This window comes from Corynebacterium flavescens (genome assembly GCF_008693105.1).
In the GTDB taxonomy this organism is placed as follows: domain Bacteria; phylum Actinomycetota; class Actinomycetes; order Mycobacteriales; family Mycobacteriaceae; genus Corynebacterium; species Corynebacterium flavescens.
The window spans coordinates 77,441-97,573 of record NZ_VXKK01000009.1 but is presented as its reverse complement, the minus strand read 5'-3'; the positions used below and the strand labels follow the sequence as shown (position 1 = coordinate 97,573).

Here is a 20,133-nt window from a genome sequence, read left to right as displayed (position 1 = left end):
GTGCGTATGCGCTTGTGGGTGAATCTGCGGATTAACTCTTGCCAAAAGTTGGGCCGCCGGAGCCACCGGGCCAGCCACTGCTCGGCCCGAATCCCCCGCCCTGGGGACCGCCCTCGGGACTAGGCCCGGGGTTGAAGGGCGGGGAAGCTGGCGGCTGCGCGGGACCTTGTCCCCACTGGGGTTGACCGTTGGGCTGGGGGAAGCCGCTAGGCGTATTGCTTGCGCTTGGCGATGTCGTCTCCGTCCAGGTGTAGCCACCCTGCGCACTGGGCGCACCAGGACCGCCTGGAGGGGTGTCCACGGCAGGGAGTTCCACGCTGTCGAAAAGCGCGGGAGCGTTGGCACGGATCTCCTCGGACAGCGCCGCCACACGCGGAGACTGCGCGAGGTTATCCACGGCGACAACGATCTCACCGCTGTCGGGGTCTGCGGGATTGCCAGCAAGGAACCAGCCATTGTGGACTGCCAGCGGTAGCACCGCGTGCCCATTGCGGGCACGCCCCTTGCCGGAGATGGTGCCGGCCTTGTCCACCACCGCTTGAGCCGGCGTAAAGGGGTTGAGGCCGCTGCGAACCCGCACCGGATAGGTGCCGAGGTTAACCGAACGCCCTGCCGGTGTCACTGGCACGCTTTCGAAGAACTCCTGGGGGTCGAGGACGAAGTCCCCGCCCTTGTCGGTGCGGATGAGACGCGTGCCCTCACGGCGCACGGGAATAGTCTTGACAAAAAGCTTGGGCCGGCGCGGAATGCGCCCGGAGACGAACTTCATCAGGTACAAGATCGCCAGCGGTATGAGCAGCGCCAGGACGATGGCCAGAACCATTGCCACGCCGAAGACGGTCTTGTTGACCGGGGTGGTCACCGAGCCTTGCAGTTCCAGCGGCAGCTGCGCCTGGCGCTGCCCGTCGGCGGACTGCAAATCAATCACGGCGGCCGCATTGAGCGGGCCATCCGCAAGGGTGTCCATGCGCAGCGTCACAGGGATGGTGCCCTGTTCACCCTCGCCCAATTCCAGGGCGGTGTCGGCAGAATTGTGGGTAGAGGACACGGCCAGCTTGTCGACGCCGTCCGGAAGGGTCCCCTCCTGCGCGCCGATGCTTTGATCCGCCACCCAGATCTTGCCCGGGCCGCTAGCGGGGACATCGATGGTGACTTCCTTGTCATCCATGGTGACCACCTGGACCGAGCCAACCGAAGGCATATCACTCGGAGTAACGGTCAGGGAGGTCTCCGCCTCGATGGGGTTGAGGCGGGTGCCCGGCGCGTCATCTGCGCCCTTGGTGGTGATGTCCACGCGCGTAGCCAGCCGCCCGTTAACGGCAGTGTCGATGGCCTCGAGAGGAATGTCGACCTGCTCGCCGTTGACGATGGGCTGGTTTTCTACCAGAGGAATGGGATCTCCCTGCGAGGGAAGGAAAGCAGCGCTTAAGAGCCCCTCCCCCTCGAGGGAACGGGGGTTTCCTGCCCCATCAACCAACTGGGCCTTGATTACCTCGTCACTGTTAATGCCGCCCTTGGCCTCGCCACCGTCTGCGCGAGTTAGGTTGACGCTCAGACCGGGAATCATGACCATCGATGCGGAGTACTCACCCTCCGATCCTTCGGCAACGCGGTAACCAAAGGTCCACTCGCCTGCCCAGCGTGCGCCATCAGCCGCCTTGGACATAGACACGTCCACCATGCCGGGAAGCTTGTCATTGACGCTCACATTGGTTTCCGCACCGGCGATTCGCGTGGTCTCCGGGGTGAGATCGACCGTCTGCCCATCCGGGCCGGTCAGAGTGGGGACAAGCTCCCCTTCACGCACCGAGGTCTTGGGGATGGCGGACAAACGCACCGGCGTAATCGAGTCATCGAGGACAAAGTCAAAGCTCTCGGCGAAGGCAGCGTTCTTGCTCATTCCGCCAGAGGTGGGAATGAGGTTGCGGAAGGCGGCGAAGAGAGCCGCCGGATCCTGCCCGGCGTTGAAGAAGGCGCCGTTCGGCTCGTGACCGGTACACGTCTGGTTCTCGGAGAGCCTCGTGAGGAGATCAACCTGGGAGTCAGCGTCCTCCGGGGGCACGAGGCCGACGTTGAAGAGGCGAATATGCGAGCTACGCAGGGCCGCTACCGCCGAGTTATCGGCGCAGAGGGCATTCTTAGCTCCCTCAATATCTCCCTGAGCCTCATCGGAATAGAAGTTTCCGTCTGTGAAGAATACAACCGCGCGGCAATCATTGGAGGGGCGCTGCGCCATTTCACGCAGAGCGCCAGCGTAGGCGGTGCCGTAGTCGGTCTCAAGATCGGCGACGCGCTCGGAGCTACGGAACTTCTCTATCTGCTCTTTCAACGCATCCGGGTTGCCTGAGACATCGACCCATTCACCGTAGTCAGCGCTATCGCTGTAATACTCGGAGCCAAATCCAGCCAGCTTGACGTTGATCGAAGCGCCGCTATCAGCGCCCAAATGCGCCAGTTGCGTGGCGATGTCCCGGGTGGCGTCCACACGGAAGCTCTCGGCGTCAGTGGGAGTAGAGCCCTGGTATCCCACGAGCGAGGCCGACTGATCGAGGACGAAGAGCAGATCCGCGGACTTGGAGCTGGCGATACAGGAGCCGAACTCGCTGAGGTTCTTCTGCGAAAGCTCGGACAGGCTCGACTGGGGCGCGGCAGTGTTTCCGGCAGGCTCCGGCGCAGGCGCCTGCTCCGGAGGAATACCCGGATCTTCCTGCGCTAGTGCCCCCAGGCTAGAAGCCATGCCGGCGAGGGCAACAGTAGAGGCGACGGCCAGAAGGCGCGTGAAAACCCGCATTAGATCCCCACCGCCTTGCCTACGAAGAGGGCGATTTCTACAGCAGCGCCGATGACCACAATGAAGCTAGCACCCATGATGATGCGGTAAAGCAGGGTCTGGGTGGTGTCCTCGATATAGAAGGTCTCCGCCTGGCGCTGCGTGTTCTTCAGCGTGTAGATGCCGAGTAGAACAAAGGAGACGATTCCCGCCAAAGCCCAGCCGCACAACCCCAGCGTGAAGAAAAGGGTGGAGGTGGCACTAGCCACAAGCGGGGCGAGGATAACCAATATCAAGCCTAGGATCGCCGCGACTCCGGCACCGATAAGCCAAGCCCAAGGCCCCTTGGTGGGGGCGGTGGCGGCAGGTGTGGGCTGCGTTCCTGGCATGGGCTCTGGGGCGCCCGCCCCGAAACCGCCCCCGAAGGAAGGCCGTGTGCCCCCACTGGGGGCTGCCGAACCTGCGGAGCCTGTAGGGCCCGCAGTCCCGCCGGGTTGGGCGGGAGCAGGGAATGAACCCGCAGGACCGGGTTGCCCGAAGGACCCGCCTTGCGGGGCTGGGTTTCCGCCGCCAAAACGCGGGCGGGGGCCGGGTGAGCCAAACGTCATGATTATGACCTTTTCAAAACGGTGACGCTGCGCGAAGAAACACCTCTTGCAGAGAGGTCCTTCAGGCAGCGCCGGGAGGGTGATAGATGGAAACTGGTGTAGAGACACGGCGGGCAAAATTCTCGTAGGGAAAACAATGCCATAAAGACCAAAAGAATGCGCCACTTCTGCCCACAATAGCGCCCCCTCCGGACACCGCTCTGGCAGGGTGCACATGGCCTTAAGTGGGTTAGGCGGGGTGAAGCGAGTTAGGCGCGGAAGAATTCGGCATGTCACTATTGCTACCTATGACAACTCAATCGGCAACCGCAACCACCGCTAATGGTGGCGAGAGCATCCGATTCATCCCGGTACAGTCTGCACTGTATCCGTGGCTGGTCACGGTGTTCGTCGTCACCTTCATCATCTCTAATATCAACGCCACCAAGGGAGTGCAGCTCGGCCCCCTCATCACGGACGGAGCCTTCTTCCTTTTCCCCCTGGCCTACGTCGTGGGAGATGTTCTCTCCGAGTGCTATGGCTTCAAATCCACCCGCCGCGCCATCTACATGGGCTTTGGCCTGGCCATTCTCGCCGTGCTCTGCTTCTATATCGCCATCTGGCTCCCGGCAGCAGACTTCTATGAGGGCCAGGACGCCTTCGCAGCGACGCTGGGGCTCGTTCCGCAGATCTTGCTTGCCTCCCTGGCGGGCTACCTCGTAGGCCAGCTCCTCAACTCCTGGGTACTCACCCGGATGAAGAAGAAGAGCGGCGAAAAGGGCCTCATCGGCCGACTGGTGGCCTCCACCGTGGTCGGCGAGCTGGGAGATACCTTCTTGTTCTGCCTCATCGCCGCCCCCGTCATCGGGGTGGACTCCGTGGGAGGCTTCCTCAACTATGTCATCGTCGGCTTCGTGTGGAAGACCCTGCTTGAGGTAGTTCTTCTGCCCGTGACCACCCGCGTTATCAAGTGGGTCAAGTCCCGCGAGAACTACATCCCGCTCGAGTCCGCGTAGTAGCGCCCCGTGAACTCATCGCGGTAGGCCGCGTAGTATCCGCCCTCTATGGAGGCGCGGATGTTATCGACGAGCCGAATCATAAACTCAAGGTTATGCATGGTGCACAGGGTTCCAGCCAGGAACTCGTTGGCCTTGAGCAGATGGCGGATATAGGCCCGCGAGTAATTCTCCGAAACATATCCGCCGAACTCCTCATCGATGCCGGAGAAGTCCCGCTTGAACTGGGCGTTCTTCAGGTTAAGGCGCCCGTCAAGGGTATAAACGCCTCCACGGCGCCCCAGCCTGGTTGGCGCCACGCAGTCAAAGGTATCGGCGCCGGCCTCGATGGCGGTGAAGAGATCATCCGGCTCGGAGATTCCTAGCAGGTGTCGCGGCTTGTCCTCGGGCAGCTCATCGCACACCCAGCCGACGATGGTGCCCAGGTTTTCCTTCTCCAGCGCCCCGCCGATGCCGAAACCACCGAAGGGGCGGCGCCCAGCCTCCTCAGCCGCCCGCGATAGCTGTACTAGCCCGCGGGCCGCCTTGCGGCGCAGGTCCTCGTACTGGGCGCCCTGTACGACGCCCCATAGCGACTGCTTCGGCCGATGAGTGCGCTCATTGGTCAGACGCTCGTGCTCATCGAGGCAACGCTTGGCCCACCGGTGGGTACGCGCCACGGATTGCTCCTGGTAGATACGGGTGTCTACCAGCGTGGTCAGTTCGTCGAAGGCGAACATGATGTCCGCGCCGAGCCCGTGCTGAATCTGCATGGACTTCTCAGGCGTGAAGCGGTGCTTCGAGCCATCGATGATGGACTTGAAATCCACGCCCTCCTCATCGACCTGTGCCATGCGTTCCTTCTTCGCAGCGCGCACGTCACCCTCGGTGAGGTTGGCCACCTCCATGGCCAGTACTTTTTTGAAACCCACGCCGAGAGACATCACCTGAAAACCACCCGAATCGGTATAGGCGGGCCCGTGCCAGTTCTCAAACTCAGCCAGCCCGCCGGCCTCATCAACGATGTCATAGCCAGGCTGCAGGTAGAGGTGATAGGCATTAGACAAGATGGCCTGCGCGCCGGTCTGCCGAATCTGCTCGGGCGTCAGTGTCTTGACGGTGGCCTTGGTGGCCACGGGGATAAAAGCAGGGGTCTTGATGTCCCCATGCGGGGTGTGGATGACCCCGGTGCGTCCGTGCTTGCCGGGGCTGGTGTCATCCAGGCGCGTCTTGATCTCGAAGGAGAGGTTGCGTTTCAGATCAATCTCGGGCGGTTTATGCATGAGGGACAGTCTAGAGCAGCCCTAATCCCGCGCGTGCTTTGCCCGATCCGGCACGGGGGCAAACTGCTCGGTGCGCGGCGCATGGGATTGCTCCCATTCCTTCTCCAGCGCGGTGCCCTCAATATCGAGCGCGGGCAGGAGCTTATCTAGCCACTTCGGCATCCACCAGGTGGCCCTGCCCATGAGGAACATGGTGGCGGGCACGAGGGACATGCGGACGAAGAAGGCGTCGAAAAGCACGCCTGCGGCCAGGGCAAAGCCGAAGATTTGGATAAACGGCAGCGGCTGGTTTATGAAGGCCACGAAGACGGAGATCATGATGATCGCCGCGGCGGTGACCACGCGCGCGCCTTGGCTAAAGCCCATGATGGTGGCCTCGTCGACCGGACTGTACTTCCCGCCGGTGCCCTGCGGGTGGCGCGATATATGCTCGCGCATGCGCGTGACCAGGAATACCTGATAGTCCATGGCCAGGCCGAAGGTGACGCCGATGAGGAAGATCGGCATGAAGGAAATCAGCGGACCCGGGGCCGGCACCAGGCCCCACAGGCCCTCCTGCCACACCAGAACCGTCAGCCCGAAGGCGGCGCCGACGGAGAGCAAGAAGCCCAGGCCAGCGACGAGCGGGACCAGCAGCGAACGGAAGACTATCAACAGCAAGACAATGGCCAGGCCCACCACGATGGCCAGGTACGGCACCATCGCAGATTCGAGGCGCTCGGTGATGTCCACCTGGACTGCGGTAAGTCCCGTCATGCCGATGTCTGCGCCGGTAACATCCTCGAGCTCCGCGGTGGCAGTGCGCAGCGCATGCGCGGTGGCGATGGTGGCATTATCCGTGGGCGCGGTATCGGGCGAGACCATGATCTGGGCCGCGCGGCCATCGGAAGAAAGCCCCACGATCTGAGCGTGCTTGACTCCGCCGATGTCCTTGAGCCTATCCGCGGAGTACATGAAGGAGGCGAAGGCCGCCTGGTCCTCGAGGCTGCCCTCAGACTGCGCCGCCATCAAAGGCTCGAGCGCCTGGGATTCGGTGTTTACCTGGTGCGCATCCACCACCACGAGGAAGGGGCCGTTGACGCCAGGTCCAAAGCCCTCGGAGAGGAGATCTGCGGCCTTGCGCTGGGTGGTATCCGGGTTGGAGGTGGTATCCGCGGGAAGGGAGAGCTCCATGTTGAGCACCGGCACGGTCATAGCACCCAGGGTCAGAACGACGAAGGCCATGACCAGGCCCGGCACCTTCTGGACCACGCGCACCCAGCGGCTGCCCATGGTCTTGCCGCGGCGGCGCTTGCCCTTGCGAGTGGGGTTGCCCGCCACCCCGGGGATAGCGCCTTTGAAGGCCTTGTCGCCGAAAAGACCCAGGAGGGCCGGGATAAGAGTGAGGGCGACAAGCACCGACACCGCCACTGTGCCCGCGGCGGAGAGACCCATGGCGGTGAGGAAGCCGATATTGGCAATGAGCAGCGCGAAAAGCGCGATAAAGACCGTGGCTCCGGCGAATACCACCGAAGATCCCGCGGTACCCACCGCCATGCCCGCGGCCTCTGCGCCGGACATGCGCGAGCGCTCGGAGCGGAAACGGGAGAGGATAAAGAGCGCGTAGTCGATGCCGACGGCCAGGCCGATCATCACAGCCAGGACCGGGGTGATGTTGTTGAGCTCAACCCAGTGCGTCGCGGCCAGGACGCCCAGGGAACCGAGTCCCACGCCGACCACGGCGGAGATAAGCGGCATCCCGGAGGCCACCAAGGAGCCGAAGGTAAAGATGAGGACCAGGAAGGCCACGCCCAGGCCGATGGCCTCAGAGGTGGAGTTGATGGCGATCTCGTCGCCGAAGCCAGCGCCGCCGGCCTCGACGTTAATCCCCATGGAACGGCCCAGGTCCATGGCGGCGGTGACCTTGTCCTTATCGGCCTGCTGCACCGTATAGGGACTATCGGCGTCGAAGTTAAAGGTGGTATAAGCAATGGTCTCGTCATCATTGACCATGGCGAGGTTCTCGGCATCAAGGCGTGCGGATTGCTCCGGCAGGCCCATGCCGGTGAACTGATCAATGATTTGTTGTTCCAACGCGGGCGAGACATCCAGCGGGTTACCAAAGCGCAGGGTATCCCCCATGGCCAGATTCTCCTCGAGGGAGGCTATCACCGCATCAATAGCCGCGCGGTTGTGCGGATCCGAGAGTTTCTGACCCTCCGGGGCCTGGAAAACCAGGTTGACCGAGGCGGAGTTGGCGGGGTTGCCGCCCTCCGGGAAGAGCTCCATGGTCCGAGCGGTCGCATCAATGGCGGGCGTGCCCTTGATGGAGAACTCGCTCGTCATTGGTTTCGCCAGCGATACGGCGGTGATTCCTGCTGCGGCCAGCAGGATAATCCACGCGATGATGACCTTCCATTTATTAAGGAAGGACCAACGGCCCAGGCGATAAAGAAGTTTAGCCACGAATAACCCTCTGCGTGAAGAACATGAACCTGCACCAGTGTAGTAGCCCAGGCTGGCAAGACAAGAAAATCGGCGACTGCCCTTTTGCGCAGGACAGCCGCCGATTTTTTGTGGCGGTGGCGGCGGGATTTGAACCCGCGGTTGGGGGTTACCCAACATTCGCTTTCGAGGCGAACACCTTCGGCCGCTCGGACACGCCACCGCGCTCTAGGTTACGTGAGCACGCGCGCTGGACAAAATCATCTGCCCCGGCGCGCAGGCCGCCCCGCAAGCCACCGCAGTAGTGCGACATTAACGCCGCACTACTGCGGAATGGAGCTCCTACTTTTCCTTATCCTTGAAGCTGCCAATAACCTCATTGGCCTTGTCTTTGATGCCATCTACGGCATCGGAGAGCTTTTGCTTGGCGTCTGAGGTGACCTGGTCGGCCTTGCCCTCATTCTCCAGCTCCTCGTTATTGGTAGCATCACCTACTGCTTCTTTGGCCTTGCCGGCGAGCTCATCTTTCTTATTCTCAAAATCACCCATTATTTTCCTCCTTTAGGTTGCGTGAGCACCCATGATACGCGTCTTATGCAACGCTGGCAGGGACCATTCTCAATCACCATCCAGAAAATGGTCTAGGAAAGAGTGAAGAAAAGGGTCTAACGCAGCCCCGCGAAAAAGTCCTGCAATAGCCGCGCACACTCTTCCTTCAGCACCCCGCCGCGCACCTGCGGAACATGCAGCGCCCCCGGCGCGCGCAGCACCTCCACGCGCGAGCCACAGGCCCCGGTTTTCTCCTCATAGGCGCCGAAAACTACTGACTCGATGCGCGAGGCTTGAATCGCGCCAGCGCACATCGCGCAGGGCTCCAAGGTGACCACGAGTTCACAGCCGCTCAGCCGCCAACCATCGCCGTGCTTGGCCACACCCGCCCGGATAGCCTCCACCTCCGCGTGCGCCGTCGGGTCTTGGCGCTGCTCGCGGCGGTTGACGCCCCAGGCTAGTTCGGTACCGGCGCCGTCGAAAAGCACTGCGCCCACCGGAATGTCCCCCGCCGGGGTGCGGCGCGCGACCTCCAGTGCCCGGCGCATCCTCTCCTCAGCGCGCACGAGGCCCTGCTCCCTAGGCAGTGATCTCTGCAATGATCTCCTCGAGTTCATCCCCAAAGCCTAAGTCACCGGCGATGCGAAGCAGCATGTCAGAGGGCCAATCTTCTTCGTTATCGATGATGAAGCCCAACTGATCCTCGCTGAGCCCCAGATCGGCAAAGATATCGAAATCCCCATCGCCATAGGCTTCCGCATCCTCCAAGTCATCCGGATCGATGTCGGGGACGTCGATGTCACGCAGCTCCAAGAAATCGGCGGCGAAGTCATCCTCGACGGCATAGGTGGCATCAGAGACCACCATGCGCACCCCGCCTGGCACGGGGCGCACGACGACAAAGTAATCATCCTCGACGCACAGAAGGGCAAAGGCCGCCTCCGCCGAACGCAGGGAGCGCACCGCGTTGATGGAGGTATGGATGTCGCTGAAGTCATCATTGAAGCTGCGCACCAGCCACTGCCCCTCATTGCGGGCTACGGTCACCGCAAAGGACAAATTCTCATCGCTCATACCTCGTGAGAATAGTCGGGTTGTGCGAGAATTGTCACCGTGAGTCCTTCAGATGTACAACGCCCCATTTGCATAATCGGCCTCGGCTTGATCGGCGGCTCCGTGCTGCGCGATCTCGTCGCCCGCAAACACCCTGTATATGGCTATAATCATTCCACCTCGCGGACGCGAATCGCCCTCAAACAGGGCTTCGATGTCACCGACAACCTGCCGGAGGTTTTAGCCCGCGCCGAGGCCGATGGTGCCCTCATCGTCATCGCCGTGCCCATGAATGCCGTGGGTTCTATCCTCGACGCCATTGCGGAGCACGCCCCCACCTGCGGCATCACCGATGTCGTCTCCGTCAAGAGTGCCGTGCGCGAGCAGGTGCAGCAGCGCAACATGAATGACCGCTACGTGGGCGGCCATCCCATGGCCGGCACCGCGCTGTCAGGGTGGGAGCATTCCCAAAAGGGTCTATTCTCCGGCGCTGCCTGGGCCATTACCTATGATTACGCCGATGAGTGCGACGCCCGTGGCGAACGCGTGCCTAAGTTCTGGGAGGACCTTTTCGCCGACGTCGTCCGCATGACCCAAATGGTCCACGCGGAGGCCGTCCCCGTGCGCGTGGCCAATCACGATGCCGCCGTCGCCCGCGTTTCCCACCTGCCTCATGTCCTAGCTGAGGTCCTGGCCATCGTGGGCGATAACGGCGGCATCCTCGCCCAATCCCTGGCCGCTGGCTCCTTCAAGGACGGCACCCGCGTCGCCGGCACCACCCCGGCGCTGGTGCGCCAGATGTGTGAGACCAACGCCCCCGCCCTGGTGGATGCCCTCGACGAGGCCCTGCACCTACTGCAGGATGCCCGCGATTCCCTCGCCGCGCCGCAGCCCTCCATCGAGGAGCTTGCCGACGCCGGGTATAGAGCCCGCACCCGCATCGACGCCCGCTCGGGCGCCCGCAAGGAATCTGTCTCCCCCATCAAGATTTCCTCGCGCCCCGTGCTGCGCCTCCACCCCGGCGCGCCCCACTGGGTGGGCCAGCTGCGCCAGTCGGAGTCTTTGGGTGGGCGCATAGAGATCTTCTGATTTCTTGGCTGGGTGCATTCAGCGCGGTGCTAGAGGTGCAACTCGGAGCCGAGCACCACGGTCTGGCGCGGCGGCAGGTGAAAAGCCTCGGTGCGCTTGGCCTGGTTCCGGTCCATGGACAAGAACAGGCGCTGGTGCCACTGGTTCCAGTGCCGCACCTCGGCTGGGCGCAGGGTCAGCACCGAGAGGAAGTACAACGCCGAATCTAAGTCCACATCTAATTCTGGGTGCTGGCTTAGCCCGTAGCGCAGGTTAGCCGGGATGTCTTGATCGTCAGCGAATCCCGCCCGCACCGTCACGTGCACTATCCCCTCCCGGATGGAGCTGAGATTATCCACGGAGATCCTCTCCACGGGTGGCACGTGCGGGACGTTCATGGCTACCAGCCGCACGATGAGCACGTGCTCGTGGAGTACATGGAAGTCCTCGACGCAGCGCACGAGCGCCAGCGGCGTGGTCTCAGGATTGGGGTGGGTATAGACCGCTGTTCCCGCAATCCGGCGAATATTGCGCTCCGGCAGCGCAGCAATGAATTCCGGAAGCATTCCCTCTAGTTCACCGCGCCGCTTGAGCAGCCGCCTGCTGCCACGACGCCAGATAACCATGAGCAAGAAGATAAGGCCAGCCATGCCAATGGGCAGCCAGCCGCCCACAAAGATCTTGGTGCTATTCGCCGCCAGCAGCAACAACTCCAGGCTGCCTATAGCTAGGACATAACAGCCAACAGCCCGCCACCGCCAGCCCCATGCCAAGTGGGCAAAGAGCAAAAACAGCAAAGACTCGAGCACCAGCGTGCCCGTCACCGCGAGGCCATAGGCCTCGGCGAGACGCTCGGAGGAGCGGAAGATCAAGATCAACGCAACTACGCCACAGTAAATGAGCGCATTAACCAGCGGCAGATAAATCTGCCCCTCCTCACTCGTCGAGGTGTGGCGCACCGTCATTCGCGGCAAGAGGTTGAGCCGGACTGCCTGGCGAATCACGGCGAATGCCCCGGAGATAACCGCTTGGGAGGCGATGATGGTGGCGACAGTAGCGAAGACGACCAGCGGAATCTGCAGACTCGGGGGAGCTAGGTGAAAGAGCGGATTGGACACCGCCGCTGGGTGCGAAATCACCAGCGCCCCCTGCCCTAGGTACACCACCATGAGGGAGGGCATAGCCACCCAGAACCATGCCGAGCGAATCGCCGTGGCCCCGAAATGACCCAAGTCCGCGTAGAGCGCCTCAGCACCCGTGACAGTCAAGACAATGGCTCCCATGAGAATGAAGGCCTCTAACGGCTCGCGCAGCAGCAGGCTCAACGCCCAGTGCGGGGACAGGCTCGCCAGGATTGCCGGGTGCGCAACAATCTGCGGCACGCCCAACACCGCCATGGTGATAAACCACGCCAGCATAATCGGCCCGAAAGCCCGGCCTACCTTTCCGGTACCAAAAGGCTGAATGAGAAAAAGCGCGCTCAACACCACGATGGCTACTGGCACCACATAGTGGTGAAGGCCGGGTGACACCACAGCCATGCCTTCCACGGCGCTGAGAACCGAAATCGCCGGTGTGATGACGGCATCCCCAATAAACAACGCGGCGCCTATCATTCCGCACACCGTGACCAGCATGCCGAGGCGATGCCTGCCCTTGAGGTACCTGCGCAACAGCGCCACCAGCGCTAGGATTCCGCCCTGGCCGTCATTGTCAGCCCGCGTCACCAGCAAGACATACTTGACGGTCACGATAACCGTGATGGTCCACAGCACCATTGAAATGACGCCGTAGACGTTATGGGTATCTACCTCAACGGCGTTGTGCTCCATGCTGAAAGCAGTGTGGAGAGCGTAGAGCGGGCTCGTTCCGATATCACCGAACACCACGCCCAAAGCGCCGAGCGCCAGTAGCGGCGATCCGCCCTTCGCAGCCACCTGCGGAGACACTGAGATCTTCATGGCATACAGTGTGCTCCCAAATGTGCCTTTTAGCCATAATTGGGCCGCCTAAGTGCTCTTTAGCACTCCCACTACCTCTGTCGTTACTGGATCGAGAACCCTTTTGTCGCAGTCCCCCATTGCTTGAATGCTTCTACGCCAATTAGTCCAACTCAACAGGTTTCGGGGTTACTGTCTTTAGCTGGACAGCACTATTCCGGCCGAAAAATGCACTATTAGCGCTGAAAACTAGCTCGGCCAGTTCAACTGCGGATGGTCAACAGGGTCGCCATTTTCATTCCTCGGACCGTCATAAAACCAGGTAGAAGGATCTCCGCCTAGGGGCGCAGGAGAATCCTGCACACTTGGCCTCGAGCGGTTGCTCTCACATTCAGATGGGTCGTGTACATAATGATCCGTGTACGGACACCGGTAGTCACCTTGGCCCACGGTCAAACTATCGAAACACTCTTGCGAGAATCTAATTTGATTGTCAGACCACGTGGCTGGGCCTGGAGTGCCCTCGAGGCAATACAACACATAAGGCTGTTCCACAGCCGCCTCGGTGATCGGCGCAGGCTCTATAGCTGCGTGACTAGGGATCACAGAGTCAGACGCTACTTCAGAGCTAGTGGTCTCACTCTTCGTCGTAGACGTCTCCGCCTTTGAGCTGGAAGTGGCAGGGGTGCTCGACGGCGAAGATACAGAATCTTCAGAGTCTCCGCTACTGCATGCTGTGAGAGCAAATGAGCAAATGAGGCCAGCAACAATGGTAAATACTGAAATTCTCACCGGAATCCTTCTAGGGTGTTGTCCACCCAACCGCTTTCAAGATAAGTTGAGCTCACTAGATTTACTAGAAAGCGGCGACGCCCTTGGTTTCTATGCCCACGCTGGCGAAGTTGCCCATGGCGCGCGGCAAGTGGTCCTGGCTCGTAACCAACACGACCTGCTTGTCGGGGATCAAACCAGCAACGGCCTGGGCGTTTTGGACGGTGTTGCCCGACCACTCATCACGAATGATGGGGTTGAACACGAGGCGTGCGCGCAGCATGGCCTCCATGGACTGCGACTCGGTGGGGCAACCGCCCTGCGTCTTGCCGCCGGTCACGACGACGCGATTGGCAGGATGCAGGCGCACGAACGCTGCCGCACGATCCAGCCGCTTGTTAAGCACTGCAGGCGGTACGCAATCAGGGTTGAGACGTGCCCCGAGGACAACGATGGGCGCTCCCGCAAAAGCCGCGTTGTGTGCCGCCACAAGATCGGAAGCCGACGATAGCCCTGCAACCTCCGAGGAAAGATCGACGGCGGAGCTAGTAGAGGAGAACGCCTGGGACGCAGCGATGCCGGTCGCGACAATAGCGTTGCCGGTCAAAGACATAGATTTCCTATCCAGAGAAGAGATGAGTAACCCCTCACCACCGCAGGGAGGGTGCACGGACGTATGCGCTGCGAATTGACCATAGCAGGACATATGGCCTCTGGGCCGCCGAGAGAAGGAATCTGTGACGGGTGAATACTGGTGTGACAAGAGTGGCAGATCCAGGGACACTTCCCTCCCCCGAAATAGATGCCACACCAGGCTTGAGCGCGCCACGGCGTTTTCACGGTAAATAGTGGCCAGTTTCTGAAGTTTTTGGCCACTGCGGGCAGTGAACACGCCAAGACCACCGAAACTGGAGTGCCCGCACATAGCAAAATCCCCATCCTTGAAATAACAAGAACGGGGATAAACTGTGCGCCCGAAGAGATTCGAACTCCCAACCTTCTGATCCGTAGTCAGATGCTCTATCCGTTGAGCTACGGGCGCATTTTGTTGAGCAGCTGTACTGTGCAACGAGATTTAACTATAGCGTCGAGCAGCAATAGCCACAAATCGCCATGTAAGCGGGCATTTAGCCGGTTGACATGCCAAAGAGAGAACCGATTCCGTAGGTGACAGCGAGGCCGAGCGCGCCACCGATAACGAGGCGGGCCACGGAGACCACTGGTGAGGTGCGGGAGAGCTTCGCGGAGATAAAGCCCGTTATCGACAAAGCCACGAGAGTAACCGCCGTTACCAACAGCGCCTCGTTGCCGCGGGGTGCAACGAAAACGGAGAGCAAGGGCAGCAACGCACCGGAAAGGAAGGACAGCGCTGACCAGCCGGCAGCCTGCCAGGGGCTGGTGAGATCGTCCCCGTCGAGGCCGAGTTCTAGGCGCAGATGCGCAGAGAGAGTATTGCCGCCACTTATTTCCGTTGCGGCGGTATGCGCTGTTTCCTTAGTCACGCCATAGCCCTCGAGGATTCCGGCGAGCTCTAGGTGCTCGCCCTCCGGGTCCTCGGCCAGTTCGCGGCGCTCTTGTTCCACCTGCGCGCGCTCGGTGTCGCGCTGAGCGGAAACCGAGACGTACTCACCCAGGGACATGGAAACCGCACCGGCGATGGTGGAGGCTAAACCGGCCGTGAAGATGGCGGCAGACCCCGCCCCGGAGCCGATGACGCCGAGGATGAGTGCGGACACACTGACGATGCCGTCGTTGGCGCCGAGGACCGCCGCCCGCAGGGAGTTCAAACGCGAGCCTTCGGTTCCTTCGTGCGGCTCATTGGGGTGCGACATGGCAACCCTCCTTTTTAGAGAGAATGAAGTTTTGATTACCCCAATTATGGTGAAAAGGCGCACGGTTTCCTAACAAGCAAAAGCTACCCTAAGCGGTGCAAACTGCGCCTTTCCTGAGGGTAGCTGGAATGTGGGGGCTTAACCCACGAGCCCGAATACTGGTATGGCAATAAAATATGTGGTCAGCGTGATGAGAACGCAGCCTATGATGTTGAGCCAAATGCCGCCCTTGATCATCTCGCCAATCTTGACGTAACCGGATCCGAAGGCGATGGCATTAGGCGGGGTTGCCACCGGCAGCATGAAAGCACAGGTTGCGGCTAGGGCGACCGGAATGGTGAGCAATAGGACGTTTGCCTCGCCGTTGGCGGTCAGCCCGATTCCGACTGCGACGCCGCCCATAATCGGCAAGAAGGTGGCCGCGGTGGCGGTATTGGAGGTGATCTCAGTAAGGAGAAGGACCAACAAGGCAATGGCTGCGATGAGCAGGAAGACGGGCAATCCACCCAGGCCCTTGGCCATCTCACCGATCCAGAGGGAGAGGCCAGAGGCACTGAACATGGCAGAAAGGGAAAGGCCACCGCCGAAGAGGAGGAGCACGTCCCAGGGCATTTCATTCGCAGTCTTCCAATCGAGCAAACGCACGCCGGTCTTGGGTTCAGCGGGCAGGATAAACAGCAGCAGGCCCGCGATGATGCCGATGATGGCGTCGTCGTAGTAGGAGTCCTCGCCCACAATGAAGGGGACGAATACCCAGGACAGCGCGGCGATGAGGAAGATGAGCCCAGTGATGATCTGCGGAGGAGTCCACGGACCTAGCTGTTTAATCTCGCCGTCGATAAGCTCCTTGCCGCCGGGAATCTCCTTTATCTCCGGTTTGAAAATAGTAATCAACACCGACCACGCCAAAAATAGGAAAACGATGGCCAGAGGCATGCCCACAAGCATCCATTTTCCAAAGCCGATGGTGATGTCGTGCGCCGACTTCATGTACCCGGCCAGCAGCGCATTGGGCGGGGTACCGATGAGGGTGCCGAGGGATCCGATGGAGGCGGCGTAGGCAATTCCCAGTATCATTGCGCTTGCAAAACGCGCCTGCTTGCGCATACCGCCGACGGTCTCTGCGGTCAGGTGCAAGACGGAGACGCCGATGGGCAACATGACCACGGCGGTGGCGGTGTTGGACACCCACATGGACAAGAAGCCGGTGGCCAGCATGAAGCCTAGTACTAGGCGTTTGGGAGAGGTTCCCACGATCTTGACCACGGCCAAGGCCATGCGGCGGTGGATATTCCAACGCTGGAGCGCGAGTGCGATCAGGAATCCGCCCATGAACAAGAAGATGGTGGCGGAGGCATAGGGCGAGCCCACATCTTTAATGCCGGCGACGCCGAAGAGAGGGAACACTGCCAGGGGAATCAGCGCCGTGGCCGCCAAAGGTATAGCCTCCGTCATCCACCACACGCCCATGAGAATGGTTACGGCCGCCACGGTGCGCAGCGCTTCGTGGGTATAAGTGGTGTCCTCGTCGGCCCCGGTGGACTGGAGGACCGTCTCCACCGAGTTGCTGGGGAAGATGAAGAAAACGATAAGCGCGAGAATTAGTCCGGTAAATAGCCCGATGAGCTGGCGGCGCCAGGCCCGAGGCCGGGGGCCGCAATCATCCTCGCCTTCCGCGTGGGCCGTGGATCTGTGGGTCTGAGGTATGGTCATACTCTTGCCTCCTTGGTCAACGTGGGGAGGTGATGTACACCTCGTTTGACGGCCGGGGTTGCATAAACCACCAACCGCTGGTACCCCAGACCCTAATTGGTACACATGCAGTTCTCAGCTTGTTTCCGGTTTTCACCCCCGCTGTGGGCCCCTAAAATCTAGCACACCGTCCACGAATCCCCGGTCCAGAGCCAAGAAGTTAGATCCCCAACACAGCCTTGGCAATGAAGAAGTAGATGATGAGCCCCGTCGCATCGCAGAACGTGGAGATGAAGGGATTGGAAAAGACTGCAGGGTCGGCGCCTACCTTCTTGGCCACAAGGGGCATGATTCCGCCCACGGTGGCGGACATCGAGCACACCAAGAACAGCGTCGCGCCAATGACGATGCCCAGATGCAGGTCAAATACCAGCGAGGCGAGCAGCAATCCGAGTGCACCTAGGGCCGCACCCAAGAGCATGCCTACCCGCAGCTCACGCCAGAGCACCGCCCAGAGATCCTTGGTACGCACGTCCCCCAAGGCCAGGGCGCGCGTGACCGTCGTTGCCGCCTGATTGCCGGTGTTGCCGCCGGTTCCCGTGAGCAGCGGAATGAAGAGGGAGAGCACCACGGCGGCGGCGAGCGTGTCCTCGAATACGGAGAGCACCTGCACAGTCAGCAGGGCGGAAACGGCCAGGACCAAGAGCCACACGATGCGCAGGCGCACGAGCTTGAACAGCGGAGTCGACATATAAGGCTGATTAAGGGCCTCAGTACCACCAGAGCGCGCGGTGTCCTCGGAATCCGCCTCCTCCACGATGTCGGTGGCGTCGTCCCAGGTCAAAAGGCCAACTAGGCGACGCGAGTCATCGACCACCGGGATGGCCAAGATATCCAGCGGGAGGAACCAGCGCGCAGTTTCCTCCGCATCCGCGCTGGCATAGGTATAAACGGCCTCCTTCATCAACTCGCCAAGAGGCTTATCATCCGGGGCCTGAAAGAGCTCGCGGAAGCTCAAGACTCCCACCAAGCGCCTGTCCGTGCGCACGACGGGCAAGGTATATATAGTCTCCAGATCCCGTGCGGTGGCGCGTAGCTGCCGGAGGGCTTCCCGCGCGGTCATCTCGGGATAGATGTCCGGCACCTCGGGCGACATGCGGCGGCCCACCGAGCCCTTCTCGTACCCCAAAACAACGCCGGTGACGTCACGGGCCGGCTTCTTCAAGGACTTCAGGAGGCGGTCTGCGATCTCGGCCGGCAGCTCGTCGAGAAGCGCGACGCGATCCTCCGGTTCCAGGGAGTCGAAGAACTCGAACACCTCGGAATTTCCCAGCTCATCAATGAGATCCGCCTGCTGGCCAAAGTCCAGCGCATCAAAAACCGCGATGGACCTGTGCCTTGGCAGGAGGCGCAAGATAAGCGCCGCGCGCACGGAATTGCAGCGCTCTACTAAGGAAATGAGCTCCCGCAAGGGCAGGCGCGCCGCCAGCTCCTGCAAGTGGGAGGCAATCTCCGGATCCAGCGCATCATCGCTGCGCAGGATCTTCTCTAGGGCCTCAACATCTGACAACCGTGTCGATTTATTCCGCATCTGGCGACCCCTATCTCTTTCTTCCCACCTGCAAGCCACCTCATCCTACGGCGAATTCTCAACACGGGTCGCCGCCCAAGCCTCCCCCGCGGCAGCAAAAATCCCAGCTGCGCACGGTAGGCACGCAAACTGGGATTATTGGAAAATGTGGCGGAGACGAGAGGATTTGAACCTCCGGACCTACGCAAGTAGGTCAACTCCTTAGCAGGGAGCCCCATTCGGCCACTCTGGCACGTCTCCAGCGGTCCACGGATGAACCTTAAGAAACTCTACCTGAGTCTGCCTGACAGACAAAACCTGGGGCAGGCTTTCTAGGCGCGGCGTCATTTCCCTTCTTCGAGCGCTGCATGCAGACGCAGGGCAACGTGCAAGGCGGCGGCGCGCCAGCCCTCCTCTAGCGCGGCAGGACCTATCAATTCGCGGACCCTTTCCAGCCGGTAATGCAGCGTCGCACGATGGATGTAGAGTTCGGCCGCGGTCGCAGTGACGTTGCGGGCGTGATCCAGATAAGCAAGCACGCTGCGCCAATAGGAATCACTTCCCGCACGCAGCAATTCTCCGGCCTCCGGGCTTAAGGTGCGCACCGTAGCCGGGGAAAGATCCCACCCGAGGAGCAGACGCCAGGCCCCTGCCTCGGACCAGTCCAGGGCGTCTATTCCCGTTAGCTTGGCGATGTCGGCCATATGCCGGGCGCGGCGCACCCCCGCGCCCACCGCACTCGCCGCGCCGACGGCTGCGGAACCACGCGCCGCAATGACGGCACCTGCGGTCAATGCGGCGCTGGCTACTTCCTCAAGCAAGGCCGCACTGTCGGCGGCGTTACGTGGGGACTCGATGAGTACGAGGGAATCGTGGACATCGAGAGCCAGAAAGGGACGGCGGTGCAGCGGGCGGGCGAGCTCAAGGGCCAACCGGCCCAGGTCCCCGGCGATGTGGAGGCGGTGTACCCGCAGCTCGCCGTCGACCGGCAGGAGATCTAGCTCGTGGGCACGCGCCAGCGCATCGTCATGCCCGGCCATGAGGTCCCGGGCCATCTCCCGGGCTTGTTCTGCCCGCGCGGCCAGGGGCGCATCACGCCTGTCCACCTGCTCGATGAGGGCGTCGAGGAGGGGGTTTATCGTGGTGAGCGCGGCTTCGCCAAGCGCGGGCTCGTTGATGATCCACAGGTGTCCCACCAATCGCAGGCCCCGGCGCAGGGGAATGACCACGCGCGGGAGCATGTCGTAGCCGGGGTGGGCGGGCAGGCGCACCGGCGCCGTGGCCTCCTGAATGCCAAAGCTCAGCATCCACGGTATCGGCTCCGGCGGTGGCGTGCGGTTGAGAATGGAGGCGGCGCGGTGTCCGTCGATGGGGCCGAGCTGGGCACTGGCGGCAATGACTGCGATGGAGGGCGTGGTGACCTCGACGGATCGCTGCAGCCGCCGCGCGATCTCATCCACGTAATGCTGTATATCGTGCAAATTTCCCACCGCAGCCTTTGACATATGTCAAAGATACTTAGTGCTGCTGTCTAGTGACAAGAGGCCCAGCCCGCCGCGATAATGCTGGTACGTCCCGTGATCTCAGTAATCCTTTCCA

Annotated in this window: 15 protein-coding genes and 3 tRNA genes; 2 read left to right on the top strand and 16 right to left on the bottom strand. The window is 61.4% G+C overall.

What is annotated here, in order from left to right:
• Positions 1-31 precede the first annotated feature (31 nt).
• Together F4V60_RS01005 and F4V60_RS12670 are read right to left on the bottom strand one after the other, a co-directional pair.
• Positions 32-2,791, bottom strand: a complete 2,760-nt coding sequence (locus tag F4V60_RS01005) for a vWA domain-containing protein (RefSeq protein WP_075728929.1) — start codon at positions 2,789-2,791, stop codon at positions 32-34.
• Entirely contained in the window at positions 2,791-3,378 is a 588-nt protein-coding gene (locus F4V60_RS12670; protein WP_232315950.1) for a hypothetical protein, read from the bottom strand. Before F4V60_RS12670 ends, F4V60_RS01005 begins: the two co-directional genes overlap by 1 nt.
• A gap of 287 nt (positions 3,379-3,665) precedes the next feature.
• On the opposite strand from F4V60_RS12670, the gene F4V60_RS00995 reads away from it, so the two are divergent.
• Positions 3,666-4,373, top strand: a complete 708-nt coding sequence (locus F4V60_RS00995) for a queuosine precursor transporter (RefSeq protein WP_141256035.1) — start codon at positions 3,666-3,668, stop codon at positions 4,371-4,373.
• On the opposite strand, the gene tgt is transcribed toward F4V60_RS00995, so the two are convergent.
• The 6 genes from tgt to F4V60_RS00965 all read right to left on the bottom strand — a co-directional run bounded on the left by tgt (position 4,349) and on the right by F4V60_RS00965 (position 9,682).
• On the bottom strand, positions 4,349-5,635 hold the full coding sequence (gene tgt, locus F4V60_RS00990; protein WP_075728926.1) for a tRNA guanosine(34) transglycosylase Tgt: 1,287 nt from the start codon (positions 5,633-5,635) through the stop codon (positions 4,349-4,351). The genes F4V60_RS00995 and tgt overlap by 25 nt on opposite strands.
• Before the next feature lie 21 nt (positions 5,636-5,656).
• Complete coding sequence (locus F4V60_RS00985) at positions 5,657-8,080, bottom strand: MMPL family transporter (protein ID WP_075728925.1); 2,424 nt, start codon at positions 8,078-8,080, stop codon at positions 5,657-5,659.
• A 111-nt stretch (positions 8,081-8,191) separates the two neighbouring features.
• Positions 8,192-8,282 (bottom strand) — tRNA-Ser (locus tag F4V60_RS00980).
• 119 nt (positions 8,283-8,401) lie between these two features.
• Positions 8,402-8,608, bottom strand: a complete 207-nt coding sequence (locus F4V60_RS00975; RefSeq protein ID WP_075728924.1) for a CsbD family protein — start codon at positions 8,606-8,608, stop codon at positions 8,402-8,404.
• Positions 8,609-8,724: 116 nt separating this feature from the next.
• Positions 8,725-9,156, bottom strand: coding sequence for a nucleoside deaminase (locus F4V60_RS00970; RefSeq protein WP_075728923.1), 432 nt, complete (start codon positions 9,154-9,156; stop codon positions 8,725-8,727).
• 31 nt (positions 9,157-9,187) lie between these two features.
• Positions 9,188-9,682, bottom strand: a complete 495-nt coding sequence (locus F4V60_RS00965) for a tRNA adenosine deaminase-associated protein (RefSeq protein WP_075728922.1) — start codon at positions 9,680-9,682, stop codon at positions 9,188-9,190.
• Between the two features lie 39 nt (positions 9,683-9,721).
• On the opposite strand from F4V60_RS00965, the gene F4V60_RS00960 reads away from it, so the two are divergent.
• Positions 9,722-10,750 (top strand): prephenate dehydrogenase, encoded by a 1,029-nt coding sequence (locus tag F4V60_RS00960; RefSeq protein ID WP_075728921.1) that lies wholly within the window; start codon positions 9,722-9,724, stop codon positions 10,748-10,750.
• A 29-nt stretch (positions 10,751-10,779) separates the two neighbouring features.
• Here the strand turns inward: F4V60_RS00960 and F4V60_RS00955 are convergent, their stop codons facing one another.
• From F4V60_RS00955 to F4V60_RS00920, 8 genes are all read right to left on the bottom strand, one after another.
• Entirely contained in the window at positions 10,780-12,690 is a 1,911-nt protein-coding gene (locus F4V60_RS00955; protein ID WP_075728920.1) for a potassium transporter Kup, read from the bottom strand.
• Positions 12,691-13,525: 835 nt separating this feature from the next.
• On the bottom strand, positions 13,526-14,053 hold the full coding sequence (locus F4V60_RS00950) for a YdcF family protein (RefSeq protein ID WP_075728919.1): 528 nt from the start codon (positions 14,051-14,053) through the stop codon (positions 13,526-13,528).
• A gap of 356 nt (positions 14,054-14,409) precedes the next feature.
• A tRNA-Arg gene (locus F4V60_RS00945) sits at positions 14,410-14,482 on the bottom strand.
• 85 nt (positions 14,483-14,567) lie between these two features.
• Positions 14,568-15,272: a VIT1/CCC1 transporter family protein gene (locus F4V60_RS00940; protein ID WP_075728918.1), complete on the bottom strand. Its 705-nt coding sequence runs from the start codon at positions 15,270-15,272 to the stop codon at positions 14,568-14,570.
• 138 nt (positions 15,273-15,410) lie between these two features.
• Entirely contained in the window at positions 15,411-16,985 is a 1,575-nt protein-coding gene (locus F4V60_RS00935; protein WP_075728917.1) for an SLC13 family permease, read from the bottom strand.
• 199 nt (positions 16,986-17,184) lie between these two features.
• A complete protein-coding gene (gene mgtE, locus F4V60_RS00930; RefSeq protein ID WP_075728916.1) occupies positions 17,185-18,555 on the bottom strand; it encodes a magnesium transporter in 1,371 nt (456 codons plus the stop codon).
• A gap of 148 nt (positions 18,556-18,703) precedes the next feature.
• Positions 18,704-18,795: transfer RNA gene (locus F4V60_RS00925), tRNA-Ser, on the bottom strand.
• Positions 18,796-18,878: 83 nt separating this feature from the next.
• Positions 18,879-19,994, bottom strand: coding sequence for a helix-turn-helix domain-containing protein (locus F4V60_RS00920; protein WP_232315949.1), 1,116 nt, complete (start codon positions 19,992-19,994; stop codon positions 18,879-18,881).
• Positions 19,995-20,133: the final 139 nt, after the last annotated feature.